This is a genomic window from Mesorhizobium yinganensis, assembly GCF_040081985.1.
In the GTDB taxonomy this organism is placed as follows: Bacteria; Pseudomonadota; Alphaproteobacteria; order Rhizobiales; family Rhizobiaceae; genus Kumtagia; species Kumtagia yinganensis.
Map to the genome: position 1 here is coordinate 166848 of NZ_JBEBMH010000004.1, position 14412 is coordinate 181259.

The following is a 14412-nucleotide window of genomic DNA, read 5'->3' on the forward strand; positions in this document are numbered from 1 at the left end:
TCGCATCCGGCGAAAACAGGAGCGCAAGCGCAAGACGGATAGCAAGGTCGGTTCACGTGGCCGCCTTGAGGCCCGGTGATTGACTCGCCTCCCCAGGCAGGCTCAGATTCGCCCCGAGATTGGGCGGGTCTCCCTGGAAGATCCGCGGTCGACGATCATGGGGGAAGAAATGGCCGAGTTGACGCGCCGAGCCACTCTGGCAGCATTGCTTGGCATCGCAGGGCAGGCAGTTGTCTCGAAACGAGCCGCCGCCGCCTCGCCGGTGACGCTGATCGAGCCCTTTGGGCCCAATTCCTCCACGGACGACGCGGCAGCGCTGCTGCGGCCTGCGCTGACCCGGCTGCTGAAAACCCCTGTCACGGTCAGGGAAGTGTCCGGCGATGCGGGTGGCCGCGCTCTCGCAGAGGTCTCCAACAGCACGGCGGACGGCAATACCCTGCTGGTAGCGCAATTGCTGAGCCCCTTCATCGACCCGCAGTCTGAGGCGCCGGAACGTCCCAGCTTTCGCAAGATGACCCCGGTCGCGCAATTGACGACCGGCATCTCCGCCGCGCTCGTCGTGTCGCATTCCTCCCCGATCGCCGACTGGAAATCGTTCGAGCAACGCATCGCCGCCGACAGGCTGCGCGTGGCGCACAATCCGAGCCTGCTCTTCGCTCTGCCGCTCGCCATGCTCGAGGCCCAGTTCGGCCAGCATTTCGACGATGTGCTGGCCGGCACGCGCGCCGAGGTCATTGCCGCGCTTGACACAGGCAAGGCCGATGTCGGTTTCCTGCCCACCATCAGCCTGCTCACGGGGGACGGCCGGCCGCCGCTCCGGCCCATCACTACTTTCGGGGGCGCGCGCAATCCATGGTTCGCCAATGTTCCGACCTATCGCGAGGTCGGACAAGGTTTGCGTACCGCCATCACCGGACCGATCGTCATGTTCGGCCCCGGCGGCATGGCGCCCGCCAGGCAGGCGGTGCTCAGCCAATCCGTCGAGGACGCCGGCGACGACCCGGAGGTGCGCAAGGCCGCCGACGCCTTGCGTTACCCCTTGCAGGTAGCGGGACCGGATCTGCTGCTGGAGTCGATGGGACGCTGCACGCGCGTGCTGCGCGACATGCGGCCCTATCTGCGCACGCCGGTGTGGAAGCAGTGATATTGCACGGAAAGCTCTTTGCGGGTTTGCTTTGGCGACTGATCCTCTCCGCCTCGCATGCGGCGCGACGTTAAGGCATCACCCCCTCTCCGTCTCGCTTCGCTCGCCACCTCTCCCCCTGCCTGGGGGAGAGGATAGCCGGCAGCAAGGTGAGCACCAATCGCCGACGCTGCGTATCCTCTCCCCCACGCAGGGGGAGAGGTGGCGAGCGAAGCGAGACGGAGAGGGGGTGATGCCGAGCCGAACCGGCGAAGCCGGGTCGGAACGGATTAACTCGAAATTCGATATCACGCACTCCAGCGATTTTCCTGTCTCCGAGCGGCATTGCTGGCGGACACCCGCGTCTGCGGCTAAAACCTTGGCATGATCGACAAGCTCGAGTTCTTCTTGGCGCTGGCCAAGGCGCAGCATTTCGGCCGTGCCGCCGAGGAACTCGGCATCACCCAGCCGACGCTGTCGGCGGCGATCAAGCAGTTGGAAGACCAGCTCGGCGTCATGCTGGTCATCCGCGGCTCGCGCTTCCAGGGGCTGACGCCGGAGGGCGAGCAGGTGCTTTCCTGGGCGCGCCGCATCGTCGGCGACGCCCGCACCATGAAGGAAGAGATGCGCGCAGCCCGCCATGGCCTTTCCGGGCGCATCCGCATCGCGGCGATCCCGACAGCGCTGGCGATGGTCGCCCATCTCACCACGCCGTTCCGCGAAAAACATCCCGGCGTGACCTTCTCCATCCTGTCGCGGACGTCGATCGAGGTTTTGTCGCTGCTCGGCAATTTCGACATCGACGCCGGCATCACCTATCTCGACAACGAGCCGCTCGGAAACGTCATCAGCGTGCCGCTCTATTCCGAGCGCTATCAGCTCATCACCGCCGCCGGGAACCCGTTCTCCGACCGGCAGAAAGTCACCTGGGCGGAGGTGTCGAAACTGCCGCTCTGCCTGCTGACGCCCGACATGCAGAACCGCCGCATCATCGACCAGCATCTTTCCGCCGCCGGGGCGGTGGCGCGGCCGACGCTGGAATCGAACTCGATGATCGTGCTGTTCTCCCACATCCGCACGGGGAAATGGTCGTCGATCATGCCGCTCAACCTCGCCGAGACCTTCGGGTTCGCCGAGCCGATCCGCGCCATCCCGATCGTCGAGCCGGACGCCAGCCATCTGGTCGGCCTGATTGCCACGAGGCGCGAGCCGCATACGCCGCTCGTCTCGGCGCTGTTGAGCGAGGCGATGACGCTGGCGGGCAATTTCGGCGTCGGGCGCTGAACTACCCTGAGAGGGACGATCGATAGAAATCCTCTATCAAGCCACGAGACCGCTTTATTGATTTTGGCGGTTTTGTCTGGTTTTGTAAGGGCTTGACGTCGTCTCGACGTGAAATGCCGATCAGGGAGGGCGCTGCATCATGATGCAGCCAGCAAGTACCCAGGCTCCGCCGGACGTCGTCGCCAGGACGGCGGCGGTGATTGCGGAAACGAACGGGCTGGAAGGCCCGCTGCTGCCGATCCTGCACGGCATCCAGGAGGAATTCGGCTTCGTGCCGAACGAATCGTTGCCGGTCGTCGCCGAGGCGCTCAACATCTCCAAGGCGGAAGTCCACGGCGTCGTCACCTTCTACCACGACTATCGCCGTGCCCCCGCCGGCCGGCATGTGCTGAAGCTCTGCCGGGCGGAAGCCTGCCAGTCCATGGGCGGCGACGCCATCGCGGCAAGGATCCAGCAACTGCTCGGCATCGGTTTTCACGAGACGGCGAAGGGCGGCTCGGTGACGCTGGAGCCGGTTTATTGCCTCGGGCTTTGCGCCTGCTCGCCGTCAGCGATGCTCGACGGCGAGGTCATTGGCCGGCTCGACGCCGAAAAGCTGGACGAGATCGTCGCGGAGGTTCGGTCTTGATCCCCACCATCTATATCCCGGACGATTCCGGTGCGCTGGCGCTCGGCGCCGACAAGGTGGCGAAAACCATCCAGGCCGAACTCAAGGCGCGCGGCAAGGAAGCCCGCATCGTCCGCAACGGCTCGCGCGGCGCCTATTTCCTTGAGCCGATGGTGGAAGTACAGACGGAAAAGGGCCGGATCGCCTACGGCCCGGTGAAACCGTCCGACGTCAAGTCGATGTTCGATGCCGGCCTGCTGACCGGCGGCTATCACAAGCGGTGGCTGGGCGCGCCGGACAAGATCCCGTTCTTCGCCAAGCAGACCCGCCTCACCTTCGCGCGCTGCGGCGTCATCGACCCGCTGTCACTCGACGCCTACCGCATGAATGGCGGCCTCGCCGGCTTGAAGAAGGCGGTGGCGATGGCGCCCGCCGACATCGTCAAGACCGTCACGGACTCCGGCCTGCGCGGGCGCGGCGGCGCCGGCTTTCCGACCGGCATCAAGTGGAACACGGTGCTGAACGCAGCCGGCGAGCGCAAATACATCGTCTGCAACGCCGACGAGGGCGACAGCGCCACCTTCGCCGACCGCATGATCATGGAGGGCGACCCCTTCGTGCTCATCGAGGGCATGACGATTGCCGGCGTCGCCACCGGCGCCACCAAGGGTTTCGTCTATATCCGTTCCGAATATCCGCACGCCATCGACAAGATGCGCCGCGCCATCGACATCGCCCGCAAGGGCGGCGTGCTCGGCGCGACCGTGCTCGGCTCGCCCAATGCCTTCGACATGGAAGTGCGGGTCGGCGCCGGCGCCTATGTCTGCGGCGAGGAGACCTCGCTGCTCAACTCGCTGGAAGGCAAGCGCGGCGTGGTGCGGGCGAAGCCGCCGCTGCCGGCCATTCAGGGTCTTTTCGGCAAGCCGACGGTCATCAACAATGTCATCTCGCTGGCCAGCGTGCCGATCATCCTCGACAAGGGTGCGGAGTTCTACAAGGATTTCGGAATGGGCCGCTCGCGCGGCACGATCCCGATCCAGATTGCCGGCAATGTCAAACATGGCGGCCTGTTCGAGACGGCGTTCGGCCTGACGCTGGGCGAGATCGTCGACGACATTGGCGGCGGCACCGCGACCGGCCGGCCGGTCAAGGCAGTGCAGGTCGGCGGCCCGCTCGGCGCCTATTTCCCGCGCACGCTGTTCGACACGCCGTTCGACTACGAAGCGTTCGCGGCCAAGGACGGGCTGATCGGCCATGCCGGCATTACCGTCTTCGACGACAGCGCCGACATGCTGAAGATGGCACGGTTTGCGATGGAATTCTGCGCCATCGAATCCTGCGGAAAATGCACACCCTGCCGCATCGGCTCGACGCGCGGGGTGGAGACGATCGACAAACTTGCCGCCGGCATCGAGCCGGCGAAGCAGATCGAGCTGGTCACCGACCTCTGCAACACCATGAAATTTGGATCGCTTTGCGCTCTCGGGGGTTTTACCCCTTATCCGGTGATGTCAGCGATCAACCATTTCCCGGATGATTTTCGCCCATCGCCCATAGCCGAAGCCGCGGAATAGGAGCGGACGACCATGAACGCCTTGCCCGAGTTCAAAACGCTCATCGAGGAAACCGACTACGGCACACCCGCCTCCAAGGCGGAGAAGCAGGTGACGCTGACCGTCGACGGCCGCTCGATCACCGTGCCCGAGGGCACGTCGATCATGCGCGCTTCCACGGAGGCCGGCGTTGAAATCCCGAAACTTTGCGCCACCGACATGATGGACGCCTTCGGCTCCTGCCGCGTTTGCCTGGTCGAGATCGAGGGCCGAGGGGGCACGCCGGCGTCCTGCACGACCCCGGTCGGCGAAGGCATGGTGGTCCACACGCAGTCGGACAGGCTGAGCGCCATCCGGCGCGGCGTGATGGAACTCTACATCTCCGACCATCCGAGTGCCTGGGGCGGACCGGCCGGAACCGGCGCAAGCGAGTTCGACCAGGTCGCAAAATCGGTCGGCCTGAGCGAGAACCGCTACGGCACCGAAGGCCGCAACCACGTCTCGCCGGGCAACGGGTCGCTGACCATCGATTACATGGTTCGCGACGAATCGAACCCTTATTTCACCTATGACCCGGCTCAGTGCATCGTCTGCTCGCGTTGCGTGCGCGCCTGCGAGGAAGTGCAGGGCACCTTCGCGCTGACCATCGAGGGCCGAGGCTTCGAGAGCCGCATGGCGGCGGGCATGCACCAGCCCTTCCTGGAGAGCGAATGCGTGTCCTGCGGCGCCTGCGTGCAGGCCTGCCCGACCGATGCGCTGCGGGAGAAATCCGTGCTCGCCAAGGGCATGCCGGAGCATTCTGTGGTTACCACCTGCGCCTATTGCGGCGTCGGCTGCTCGTTCAAGGCCGAGATGCGCGGCGAGGAACTGGTGCGCATGGTGCCCTACAAGGACGGCAAGGCCAATCGCGGCCATAGCTGTGTCAAGGGTCGTTTCGCCTATGGCTACGCCACTCACAAGGAGCGCATCCTCAACCCGATGATCCGCGAAAATATCTCGGATCCGTGGCGCGAGGTGAGCTGGGAAGAGGCGCTGGCCTATACAGCCAAGGAGTTCCGCCGCCTCCAGTACCAGTATGGGCGCGCCTCGGTCGGCGGCATCACCTCGTCGCGCTGCACCAATGAAGAAACCTATCTCGTCCAGAAACTGATCCGCCAGGGTTTCGGCAACAACAATGTCGATACCTGCGCCCGCGTCTGCCACTCGCCGACCGGCTACGGCCTCGGCCAGACCTACGGCACCTCGGCCGGCACCCAGGATTTCGATTCGGTTGAGGACAGCGACGTCATCATGGTGATCGGCGCCAATCCGTCCGCCGCGCATCCCGTTTTCGCCTCGCGCATGAAGAAGCGCATCCGCCAGGGTGCAAAACTGATCGTGCTCGACCCGCGCGTGACGGAAACGGTGGATTCGGTCCATGCCAAGGCCGACTATCACCTGCCGCTGAAGCCCGGCACCAACGTCGCCGTGGTCACGGCGCTGGCCCATGTGATCGTCACCGAGGGCCTGTTCGACGAAAAATTCATCCGCGAACGCTGCGACTGGTCGGAATTCGAGGACTACGCTTCCTTCGTCGCCGAGGAGCGCCACAGCCCGGAGGCTGTCGAAAAACTGTCCGGCGTGTCCGCCGAACTCATCCGTGACGCTGCACGGCTCTATGCCAAGGGCGGCAATGGCGCGATCTATTACGGCCTCGGCGTCACCGAGCACAGCCAGGGCTCGACTACCGTCATCGCCATCGCCAACCTCGCCATGCTCACCGGCAATATCGGCCGGCGCGGCGTCGGCGTGAACCCGCTGCGCGGGCAGAACAATGTGCAGGGCTCCTGCGACATGGGCTCGTTCCCGCACGAATTGCCGGGCTACCGCCACATTTCGGGCGACGCGGTCCGCGACATCTATGAAAGCCTGTGGGGCGTGAAGCTCGACAACGAGCCCGGCCTGCGCATTCCCAATATGCTGGACGCCGCCGTCGAGGGCACGTTCAAGGGCCTCTATATCCAGGGCGAGGACATCCTTCAGTCCGACCCGGACACCAAGCATGTGTCGGCCGGCCTCGCCGCCATGGAATGCGTGGTCGTGCAGGACCTCTTCCTCAACGAGACGGCCAACTACGCCCACGTGTTCCTGCCGGGCTCGACCTTCCTTGAGAAGGACGGCACCTTCACCAATGCCGAGCGCCGCATCAATCGGGTGCGAAAAGTGATGGCGCCGAAGAACGGTTACGGCGACTGGGAGATCACCCAGCTTCTCGCCCAGGAGATGGGTCTCAACTGGACCTACAGGCATCCGTCCGAGATCATGGACGAGATCGCCCAGACGACTCCCTCCTTCGCCTACGTGACCTACGACCTGCTGGACGAAAAGGGCTCGGTGCAGTGGCCCTGCAACGAGAAGGCGCCGGAAGGCACGCCGATCATGCATATCGGCGGCTTCGTGCGCGGCAAGGGCAAGTTCATCCGCACCGAATATGTGGCGACGGACGAGAAGACCGGTCCGCGCTTCCCGCTGCTGCTGACTACCGGCCGCATCCTCAGCCAGTACAATGTCGGCGCGCAGACGCGGCGTACCGACAATGTCGTCTGGCATGCAGAGGACCGGCTGGAAATCCATCCGCACGACGCCGAGCAACGCGGTATCCGCGACGGCGACTGGGTGCGGCTGGCTTCGCGCGCCGGCGAAACCACGCTGCGGGCCCTCATCACCGAGCGCGTGGCGCCGGGCGTGGTCTATACGACGTTCCATCACCCCGACACACAGGCTAACGTCATCACCACCGACTTCTCCGACTGGGCCACCAACTGCCCCGAATACAAGGTGACGGCGGTCCAGGTCTCGCCCTCCAACGGCCCGAGTACCTGGCAGCAGGACTATGAGGAACTCTCCCGCCGCTCGCGCCGCATCGAGGGGCATCTGGAAGCGGCGGAGTAACTTTGGTGGACATGGTCGGCACCCCCCTCTGGCCTGCCGGCCATCTCCCCCTCAAGGGGGGAGATTGGCAGCTTCACCGAAGCCGCTTCCCCTCCACCGCTTGCGATTGGCGAAATCAAAGCGGCCAGCCAATCTCCCCCCTTGAGGGGGAGATGGCCGGCAGGCCAGAGGGGGGCGCCTCGCCATGACCTCTCAGCGCCCCCCAATAACCTCCACCACCCGCATCGCCCGGCGTGCCTCCGGCACATCGGCCGCGGCGCGCATGGTGCCGGAGGAAACGCCGATCGCGCTGAGCTACGCCGGCACGACGCATGCGGTGATGATGGGTTCGCCCGCCGATTTCGACGATTTCGCGCTGGGTTTTTCGCTGACCGAAGGCATCATTTCCGCACGCGGGGAAATCGAGTCGATCGAGGTCCAAGACCTTGGCGCCGGCATCGACATCCAGATCCGGCTCAAGGACACCGCAAACACCCGCTTCCAGGCGCGACGGCGCCGCCTCGCCGGCCCGGTCGGCTGCGGGCTGTGCGGCATCGAATCGATCGAGGAAGCGATGCGTTCCGTCGACGAGGTCGGTCAGGCACGACTTACGCTCCATCCCGCCGATATCGTCCAGGCGGTCAAGCTGCTGTCAAAACACCAGCCGCTGCATTCTGAGACCGGCGCTGTGCACGCCGCAGGCTTTTACATGCCGGGAAAAGGGATCGTCGCCGCGCGCGAGGATGTCGGCCGCCACAACGCGCTTGACAAGCTGGCCGGCGCACTCGCCAAGGCCGATGTGGACGGCGCGGCTGGCGCGGTGGTCGCCACGTCCCGCGTCTCGGTCGAGATGGTACAGAAGACCGCAGCCATCCGCGCATCCTTCATCATCGCCGTTTCCGCACCCACCGCGCTCGCCATCCGCACTGCGGAAGAAGCCGGCATGACGCTTGTGGCGTTGGTGCGCGGCGACGAGTTCGACGTTTTTACCCATCCAGACCGCGTGACCGACGGAGCCGCCAAACATGTCGCATGACGGGAGTGTGGTTCGCGAAGCGAATTGAAAGGTCAGTGGACTTTTCAAAGCAATCGAATGCCCGAGGCCATAGCCGAGGGCCGGAGAACAGAGAATGGACGACAATCATACCGCCTCCGGCATCGCCAAGATCGTACGCATGGCCAACCAGATCGGCACCTTCTTCGAATCGAAGGAGAACCGGGTTGAAGGCGTGCACGGCGTCGCCGAGCACATCAACAAATTCTGGGAGCCGCGCATGCGCCGCCACTTCTTCGAGGTGGTTGATTCAGGCGGCGAAGGGCTGAAGCCAATCGTGATCGAGGCGGCCGCCCAGATCAGGCGGCCGACCCAACTCCCGACCGCCGAGCAGGCGGCCGAAGCGGCCGCGAGCGAGAGCGGCTGACGCCCCCTCCCCTTTGGGGGCGGAACAGTTCGACATTGCACCTCGGTTTGCGTCTTAGACGACCTCCCTTCCTGGCCTGGGAGAGGAAGGCCGCTCCAATTTGCAGTCATCAGCACACCAATCGAAACAGACCGTTCACAGACGATGCCCTTGGTGCCGCCTACGACAGCCCATAGATAGGCTGCATGAAAAAGATCGGATTCCTGTCGTTCGGGCACTGGACGCCCTCCCCTCACTCGCAGACGCGGTCGGCCTCCGACGCGCTGCTGCAATCAATCGACCTCGCGGTCGCCGTGGAGGAGTTGGGCGCGGACGGTGCCTATTTCCGCGTGCATCATTTCGCCCGCCAGCTCGGCTCGCCCTTTCCGCTGCTGGCGGCGGTCGGCGCCAGGACGAAGCGCATCGAGATCGGCACGGCGGTCATCGACATGCGCTACGAGAACCCGCTCTACATGGCCGAGGACGCTGGCGCGGCTGACCTGATCGCCGGCGGACGCCTGCAGCTCGGCATCAGCCGCGGCTCGCCGGAGCAGGTCATCGATGGCTGGCGCTATTTCGGCTACGTGCCTGAAGACGGCAAGACCGACGCCGACATGGCGCGGCGACATTCGGAAGTGTTCCTTGACGTGCTCGACGGAAAAGGTTTTGCGCAGCCGAACCCGAGTCCGATGTTTCCCAATCCGCCCGGCCTGCTACGCCTCGAACCGCATTCGGAGGGTCTGCGCGAGCGTATCTGGTGGGGCGCGGCCACCAATGGGACGGCCGAATGGGCGGCGAAACTCGGCATGAACCTGCAAAGCTCGACGCTGAAATTCGACGAGAGCGGAAAACCGTTCCACATCCAGCAGGCCGAACAGATACGCGCCTTCCGAGCGGTTTGGAAAGAGGCCGGCCACAAACGCGAACCGCGCGTGTCGGTCAGCCGCAGCATCTTCGCCTTGGTCGATGACCGCGACCGCGCCTATTTCGGCCGTGGCGAAACCGCGGATCATTTCGGCTACATCGAGCCGGAGAAGCTGGCCGTCTTCGGCCGCAGCTATGCCGCCGAGCCGGACGTGCTGGTCGAGCAGTTGAAGACCGACGAGGCAATCGCCGAGGCCGACACGCTGTTGCTGACGGTGCCCAATCAGCTCGGCGTCGACTACAACGCGCATGTCGTCGAGTCGATTTTGAAACACGTCGCCCCTGCCCTCGGCTGGCGCTGACGCCTCATCGGAAGCCATCTAAGAGCCGATCTGGTCGGACCAGATCGGCTCTTCGTCCCTCGACCCGATACGACGCTGCGTCAGGCCGCGGAGAGAGACTGGCAGCCTCGCGCGCCGAAATTCGGCCTTCGCGGCAAGTCCGCGAGGGGGGCGCGTCAGCGCAATCGCCCCGAAACTGGCGATTGAAAGGCTTATCTCGCTGAAAACAAAGGCTATTCTGAACTTGCCGCGCGCTCGGCCGCTAAGCGCGCATCGGCTTCAGCGCCTCCGCCCAGCGATGCAACTCGTCAAGCATCGTCTTGGCGCCGGAGGCGATCAAGTCGCTTGGCCGGAACACGCCGTCCTCCTCGACATACTGGCTAACCATTTGAACCGGCACGCCTTCCGGGATCGGCATGACCTTCAATGTGGTCAGCAGCAGCTTCTCCGACTGCGCCGCCCGCAACCCACCGGACACGCCGCCATAGCTGACAATCCCCGCCGGCTTGTAGGCCCACTCCTTCGACAAATAGGAGATGGCGTTCACCAGCGCCGGCGGTGCGAAGTAGTTGTATTCCGGAGTCACGAACACGAAGGCGTCGGCCGAAGCGACGCTTGCGGCCCAGCGTTTCGTGTGGGCATGCTCGTATTGCTGCAGGCGCGGATGTTTCGGCTCATCGTAGACCGGCAGATCGAACTCGGCGAGATCGACCAAGACGGTGTCGAACTTGCTGTTTTCCTTCGCGAATTCATAAAACCACGCCGCGACTTTTGGACCGATGCGGCCGGGTCGCGTGCTGCCGATGACGATGTTGAGCGTGAGCGCCAAGATAAAACTCCACCTGCGAGGAAACGATCGCCCCGCAGATAGGACGCCGAAGCCCGCCCGGACAAGACGGCACCTCAAGGTGCGTCGGTTACGCTATGTTCACCGGCAGACCAATGGACCACAGAAGTGTGGGAATGTAGCTGCGACCCTCCTCATCCTGAATCGTGAACCCGCAAGCCTTTGCAATTTCACGATAAATTGATGCAGGCGAACCTCGAAGGATGCACGTCGCCACAGCTTTCTATTTCTTGCCGGCCTTCTTCCAGTGGTCGCGGATATGGACAAATCCCTCCTTGTAGACGGCTTCCGGCGTCTCGGCGAAATCCCGCCAAACCTTCGTGGCGGCCGCAAGGTCCTTTAGCCCTCGCCCGAACGCCTCGATCGTCAGCCAGTCGTCGTAACCGCTGTCGCGGATGGCCGAAAACGTCTTTTTCCACGGTATATTACCGCGCCCCGGCACGCCGCGGTCGTTCTCCGAAATATGCACATGAACGACGTGGCGCAGGCTTTTGGTGAAGGCGCCGATCGGGTCCTGTTCCTCGATGTTGCAGTGGAACGTATCGTACATCGCCTTGATGTTGGGATGATCCACCTCGTCGAGATGGGCGCAAAGCTCGTCCATCGTGTTGAAAAGATAGCATTCGAAGCGGTTCAGCGCCTCCAGTCCGATGGTGACGTTCTTCGTCGCCGCATGATCGCCGATGGCGCGCTGCGAGGACACCGACCGCCTTTTCTCGACCGCCGTCGGTCCGACGCCGGAGAAATGCCCGAGGGTGGAATGCATTGGTCCTGACAGTTTGTCGGCGCCAAGTGCCGCGGCGCAGTCGACCGCCCATTTCATGTATTTGACGCCAGCCTTGCGCGCGGCCGCATCGCCGATCAGGTTCATCGCGGGGTCGCCCATGGCGGTGACCGAGGTACGTTCCAGCCCGATTCGATCCAGCAGGTCGCCGAGTCGCTTGTAGTCGTCGGGCGTGCCCTCGAAGATCGGGATCTCTACCCCATCGTAACCTGTCGCCTTGATATCCCTCAACAATTTCTCATGTTTCTGCGTGACGTTGGTGGTCCACAGAAACATGCAGAAGCCGATTTTCATGCCGTTCTCCCTCTGATCTTGGCGAACCCTAGCGCGAAAAATCTGGTCGGACCAGATGGGCGAAGTCAAAAATCGGGAGAAAGAAGAAGCCGGCGCGACCAGCGCCGGCCTCTCCAATCGATCAATAGACGAGGAAACTGGCGTTGGTCAGCGCAAGGTTTGCCGCCAGCGATGCGAATTGAACTGCGTCCGCCGCGCCGGTGCCGTCCCTGTCGTAATAAAGGAAGCCGGTATCGGTCTCATAGATGATCCGGTCGCTGGCATCGCCCGCCGCGCCGGTCGTGTTGGCGACGAAGGCGCTCGCCGCAAGCGCGCCGGTGGTCGTCAGCGCGGTGAAGATCGCGTTCTCCAGCCGGATCTGGTCCTCGCCAACCACAAACCCGTTGATAGTGTCGACATTGGCCAACGAGTCCAGCGCGGTGTTGAAAGCGAAACGGTCGGTTCCGGTACCGCCGTTAAGCGTGTCGTTGCCGAGCCCGCCATAGAGATAGTCGACGCCGTCCTCGCCCTGGAGATTGTCGTTGCCGCTGCCTCCCTGCAGGATGTCGACATCGGCGCCGCCGTAGAGATAGTCGTTACCGTTGCCGCCATTCAGTTCGTCGTCGCCAGACTCGCCATAGAGCGCGTCGTTGCCGGTGCCGCCGTCCAGCAGGTCGTTGCCTTCCTCGCCATAAAGATAGTCGTTGCCGTCCTGGCCGTAGAGCTTGTCGTTGCTGAAGTCGACGGCCGACGAGCCGTCACCGCCATAGAGGACGTCGTTGCCCTCTCCTCCGAGGAGCGTATCGACTTCCACGCCGCCGTACAGGTAGTCGGCACCCTCGCCGCCGTTCAGCTTGTCCGCGCCCACTTCGCCGCGAAGGCTGTCGTTGCCGCCATAACCGGCGAGGGTATCGTTGCCGGCGTTGCCGTAGATGGTGTCGATGCCCTCGCCGCCGTAGATCGTGTCGGCGCCCGCGCCGGCGCGGTAGGTCATCTGCTCTATGTTGATGGCGGTGCTGCCGTCATTGCCCGCCGCGCCGTTCAAACGGAACACCTGCGCTGAGGATGTGGCGCTGCGATCGAGATCGAGCTGATCGTACCCGGCGCCGCCGTCGATGGTCTTCTTGCCGATCAATCCGTAGATCCGGTCGTCGCCGTCGCCACCGTTCATGATGTCGGTGCCGACATCGCCATAGAGGTAGTCGTTGCCGGTGCCCCCAATCATATTGTCGTTGCCGCTCTCGCCGTAGAGCTGGTCGTCACCGCCGCCGCCGTCGAGCGTGTCGTTGCCTTCCTCGCCATAGAGGTAATCGTTGCCCTCGCCGCCATAGAGGGCGTCGTTGCTGGTCTCGACCGTCGAGTTGCCAAGGCCGCCATAGAGGACGTCGTTGCCGTCCTGGCCGAACAGTTTGTCGGCCTGGGCGCCGCCATAGAGATAGTCGTTGCTGCCGCCGCCATAGCCGGTGTCCGTGCCGTCGCCGCCTTGAATATTGTCGGCGCCATCATAACCCTTGAGGATGTCGTTGCCGGCATTGCCGTAGAGAATGTCGTCGCCAGCGGCGCCGGAAATGTCGTCCGCGCCGCTGCCAGCGCGATAGATCAACCGCTCGATATCGATAGCGGTGGTGCCGTCGCTGGCGACAGCTCCGCCGAGCGCGAAGACATGGCCCGTCGCGCTGGTCGTGCGATCGAAATCGAGCGTGTCGAAGCCGGTGCCGCCATTGATCGTTTTCTTGCCTAGGCCAGCATAAAAATTATCGTCGCCGGTACCGCCAGCCATCGAGTCGGTTCCGGCGCCTCCGTAGAGGTTGTCGGAACCGGTGCCGCCGTTCATCTTGTCGTTGCCGTCCTCGCCGTAGAGCGTATCATCGCCGTCCCGGCCGAATAGGGTGTCGTTGCCTTCCTCGCCATAGAGGATGTCATTGCCGTCGCCGCCGTCCAGCGTGTCGTCGCTCGGCTCGGCGGTGCTGTTGCCGAAGCCGCCATAGATGATGTCGTCGCCGTCGCCGCCGTTCAGCGTGTCGGCGCCGCCCTGTCCGTAGATATAGTCGCCGACCGGCGAGCCGTTGATGGTGTTCGGATTGCTGTTACCGTTGAAGGTTGGCATTCTTCGCTCCTCGGTTGTGTGGACGCATATACGCGCCCGCTTCAACGCGACTGTGACGCCAAGCCCAGCCCTCAAGGCATTCCACAAACCGACCGCAAGGATTTGCGCCCGCGTGGCAGGCGCTCAAACGAATCGTGATGACTTAAAAGAAAACCACTTCGTTCAACCCGGACGTCCAGACGCAAAAGCCCCGCCGGCGACATCGTCGCACGCTCAGGGCCCAGGCCGGATGAACTGCCTCTGAAAGAGGCCCACGTACTTCTGGGCTAAGGCGTTATCCCGCACACTTATGACGAGAACATGGCATCGATCGAGAGAT

General features: G+C 63.8%; 11 protein-coding genes. 8 read left to right on the forward strand and 3 right to left on the reverse strand.

Annotated features, from left to right (window positions below; genetic code table 11):
- Positions 1-169 precede the first annotated feature (169 nt).
- The 8 genes from ABMA59_RS10930 (at position 170) to ABMA59_RS10965 (ending at position 10103) form a co-directional block, all read left to right on the forward strand.
- On the forward strand, positions 170-1144 hold the full coding sequence (locus ABMA59_RS10930; protein WP_349005374.1) for a type 2 periplasmic-binding domain-containing protein: 975 nt from the start codon (positions 170-172) through the stop codon (positions 1142-1144).
- Positions 1145-1507: 363 nt separating this feature from the next.
- Positions 1508-2407 (forward strand): LysR family transcriptional regulator, encoded by a 900-nt coding sequence (locus ABMA59_RS10935; protein ID WP_349005375.1) that lies wholly within the window; start codon positions 1508-1510, stop codon positions 2405-2407.
- Between the two features lie 136 nt (positions 2408-2543).
- On the forward strand, positions 2544-3035 hold the full coding sequence (locus ABMA59_RS10940) for a formate dehydrogenase subunit gamma (protein WP_349005561.1): 492 nt from the start codon (positions 2544-2546) through the stop codon (positions 3033-3035).
- The gene (locus tag ABMA59_RS10945; protein WP_349005376.1) at positions 3032-4588 is read left to right on the forward strand and encodes a formate dehydrogenase beta subunit; all 1557 of its coding nucleotides are present in this window, start codon (positions 3032-3034) and stop codon (positions 4586-4588) included. Before ABMA59_RS10940 ends, ABMA59_RS10945 begins: the two co-directional genes overlap by 4 nt.
- A gap of 12 nt (positions 4589-4600) precedes the next feature.
- Positions 4601-7498 carry a formate dehydrogenase subunit alpha gene (gene fdhF / locus ABMA59_RS10950; protein WP_349005377.1) on the forward strand — a complete coding sequence of 966 codons (2898 nt, stop codon included), beginning with the start codon at positions 4601-4603 and terminating at the stop codon, positions 7496-7498.
- A 184-nt stretch (positions 7499-7682) separates the two neighbouring features.
- Entirely contained in the window at positions 7683-8513 is an 831-nt protein-coding gene (fdhD, locus tag ABMA59_RS10955; RefSeq protein WP_349005378.1) for a formate dehydrogenase accessory sulfurtransferase FdhD, read from the forward strand.
- A 94-nt stretch (positions 8514-8607) separates the two neighbouring features.
- Complete coding sequence (locus tag ABMA59_RS10960) at positions 8608-8898, forward strand: formate dehydrogenase subunit delta (RefSeq protein WP_349005379.1); 291 nt, start codon at positions 8608-8610, stop codon at positions 8896-8898.
- A 185-nt stretch (positions 8899-9083) separates the two neighbouring features.
- A complete protein-coding gene (locus tag ABMA59_RS10965) occupies positions 9084-10103 on the forward strand; it encodes an LLM class flavin-dependent oxidoreductase (protein ID WP_349005380.1) in 1020 nt (339 codons plus the stop codon).
- Between the two features lie 241 nt (positions 10104-10344).
- Here the strand turns inward: ABMA59_RS10965 and ABMA59_RS10970 are convergent, their stop codons facing one another.
- The 3 genes from ABMA59_RS10970 to ABMA59_RS10980 form a co-directional block, all read right to left on the reverse strand.
- A complete protein-coding gene (locus ABMA59_RS10970; protein WP_349005381.1) occupies positions 10345-10911 on the reverse strand; it encodes an NADPH-dependent FMN reductase in 567 nt (188 codons plus the stop codon).
- Between the two features lie 241 nt (positions 10912-11152).
- A complete protein-coding gene (locus tag ABMA59_RS10975; protein ID WP_349005382.1) occupies positions 11153-12007 on the reverse strand; it encodes a sugar phosphate isomerase/epimerase family protein in 855 nt (284 codons plus the stop codon).
- A gap of 121 nt (positions 12008-12128) precedes the next feature.
- Positions 12129-14093: a calcium-binding protein gene (locus tag ABMA59_RS10980; protein WP_349005383.1), complete on the reverse strand. Its 1965-nt coding sequence runs from the start codon at positions 14091-14093 to the stop codon at positions 12129-12131.
- Between the last annotated feature and the right edge of the window lie 319 nt (positions 14094-14412).

Excerpts from the sequence above, each read along its gene's own strand:
- ABMA59_RS10980 (WP_349005383.1), bottom strand. The coding sequence starts at position 14,093 with ATGCCAACCTTCAACGGTAACAGCAATCCGAACACCATCAACGGCTCG.
- ABMA59_RS10975 (WP_349005382.1), bottom strand. The coding sequence starts at position 12,007 with ATGAAAATCGGCTTCTGCATGTTTCTGTGGACCACCAACGTCACGCAG.
- ABMA59_RS10930 (WP_349005374.1), top strand. The coding sequence starts at position 170 with ATGGCCGAGTTGACGCGCCGAGCCACTCTGGCAGCATTGCTTGGCATC.
- ABMA59_RS10960 (WP_349005379.1), top strand. The coding sequence starts at position 8,608 with ATGGACGACAATCATACCGCCTCCGGCATCGCCAAGATCGTACGCATG.
- fdhD (WP_349005378.1), top strand. The coding sequence starts at position 7,683 with ATGACCTCTCAGCGCCCCCCAATAACCTCCACCACCCGCATCGCCCGG.
- fdhF (WP_349005377.1), top strand. The coding sequence starts at position 4,601 with ATGAACGCCTTGCCCGAGTTCAAAACGCTCATCGAGGAAACCGACTAC.
- ABMA59_RS10965 (WP_349005380.1), top strand. The coding sequence starts at position 9,084 with ATGAAAAAGATCGGATTCCTGTCGTTCGGGCACTGGACGCCCTCCCCT.
- ABMA59_RS10935 (WP_349005375.1), top strand. The coding sequence starts at position 1,508 with ATGATCGACAAGCTCGAGTTCTTCTTGGCGCTGGCCAAGGCGCAGCAT.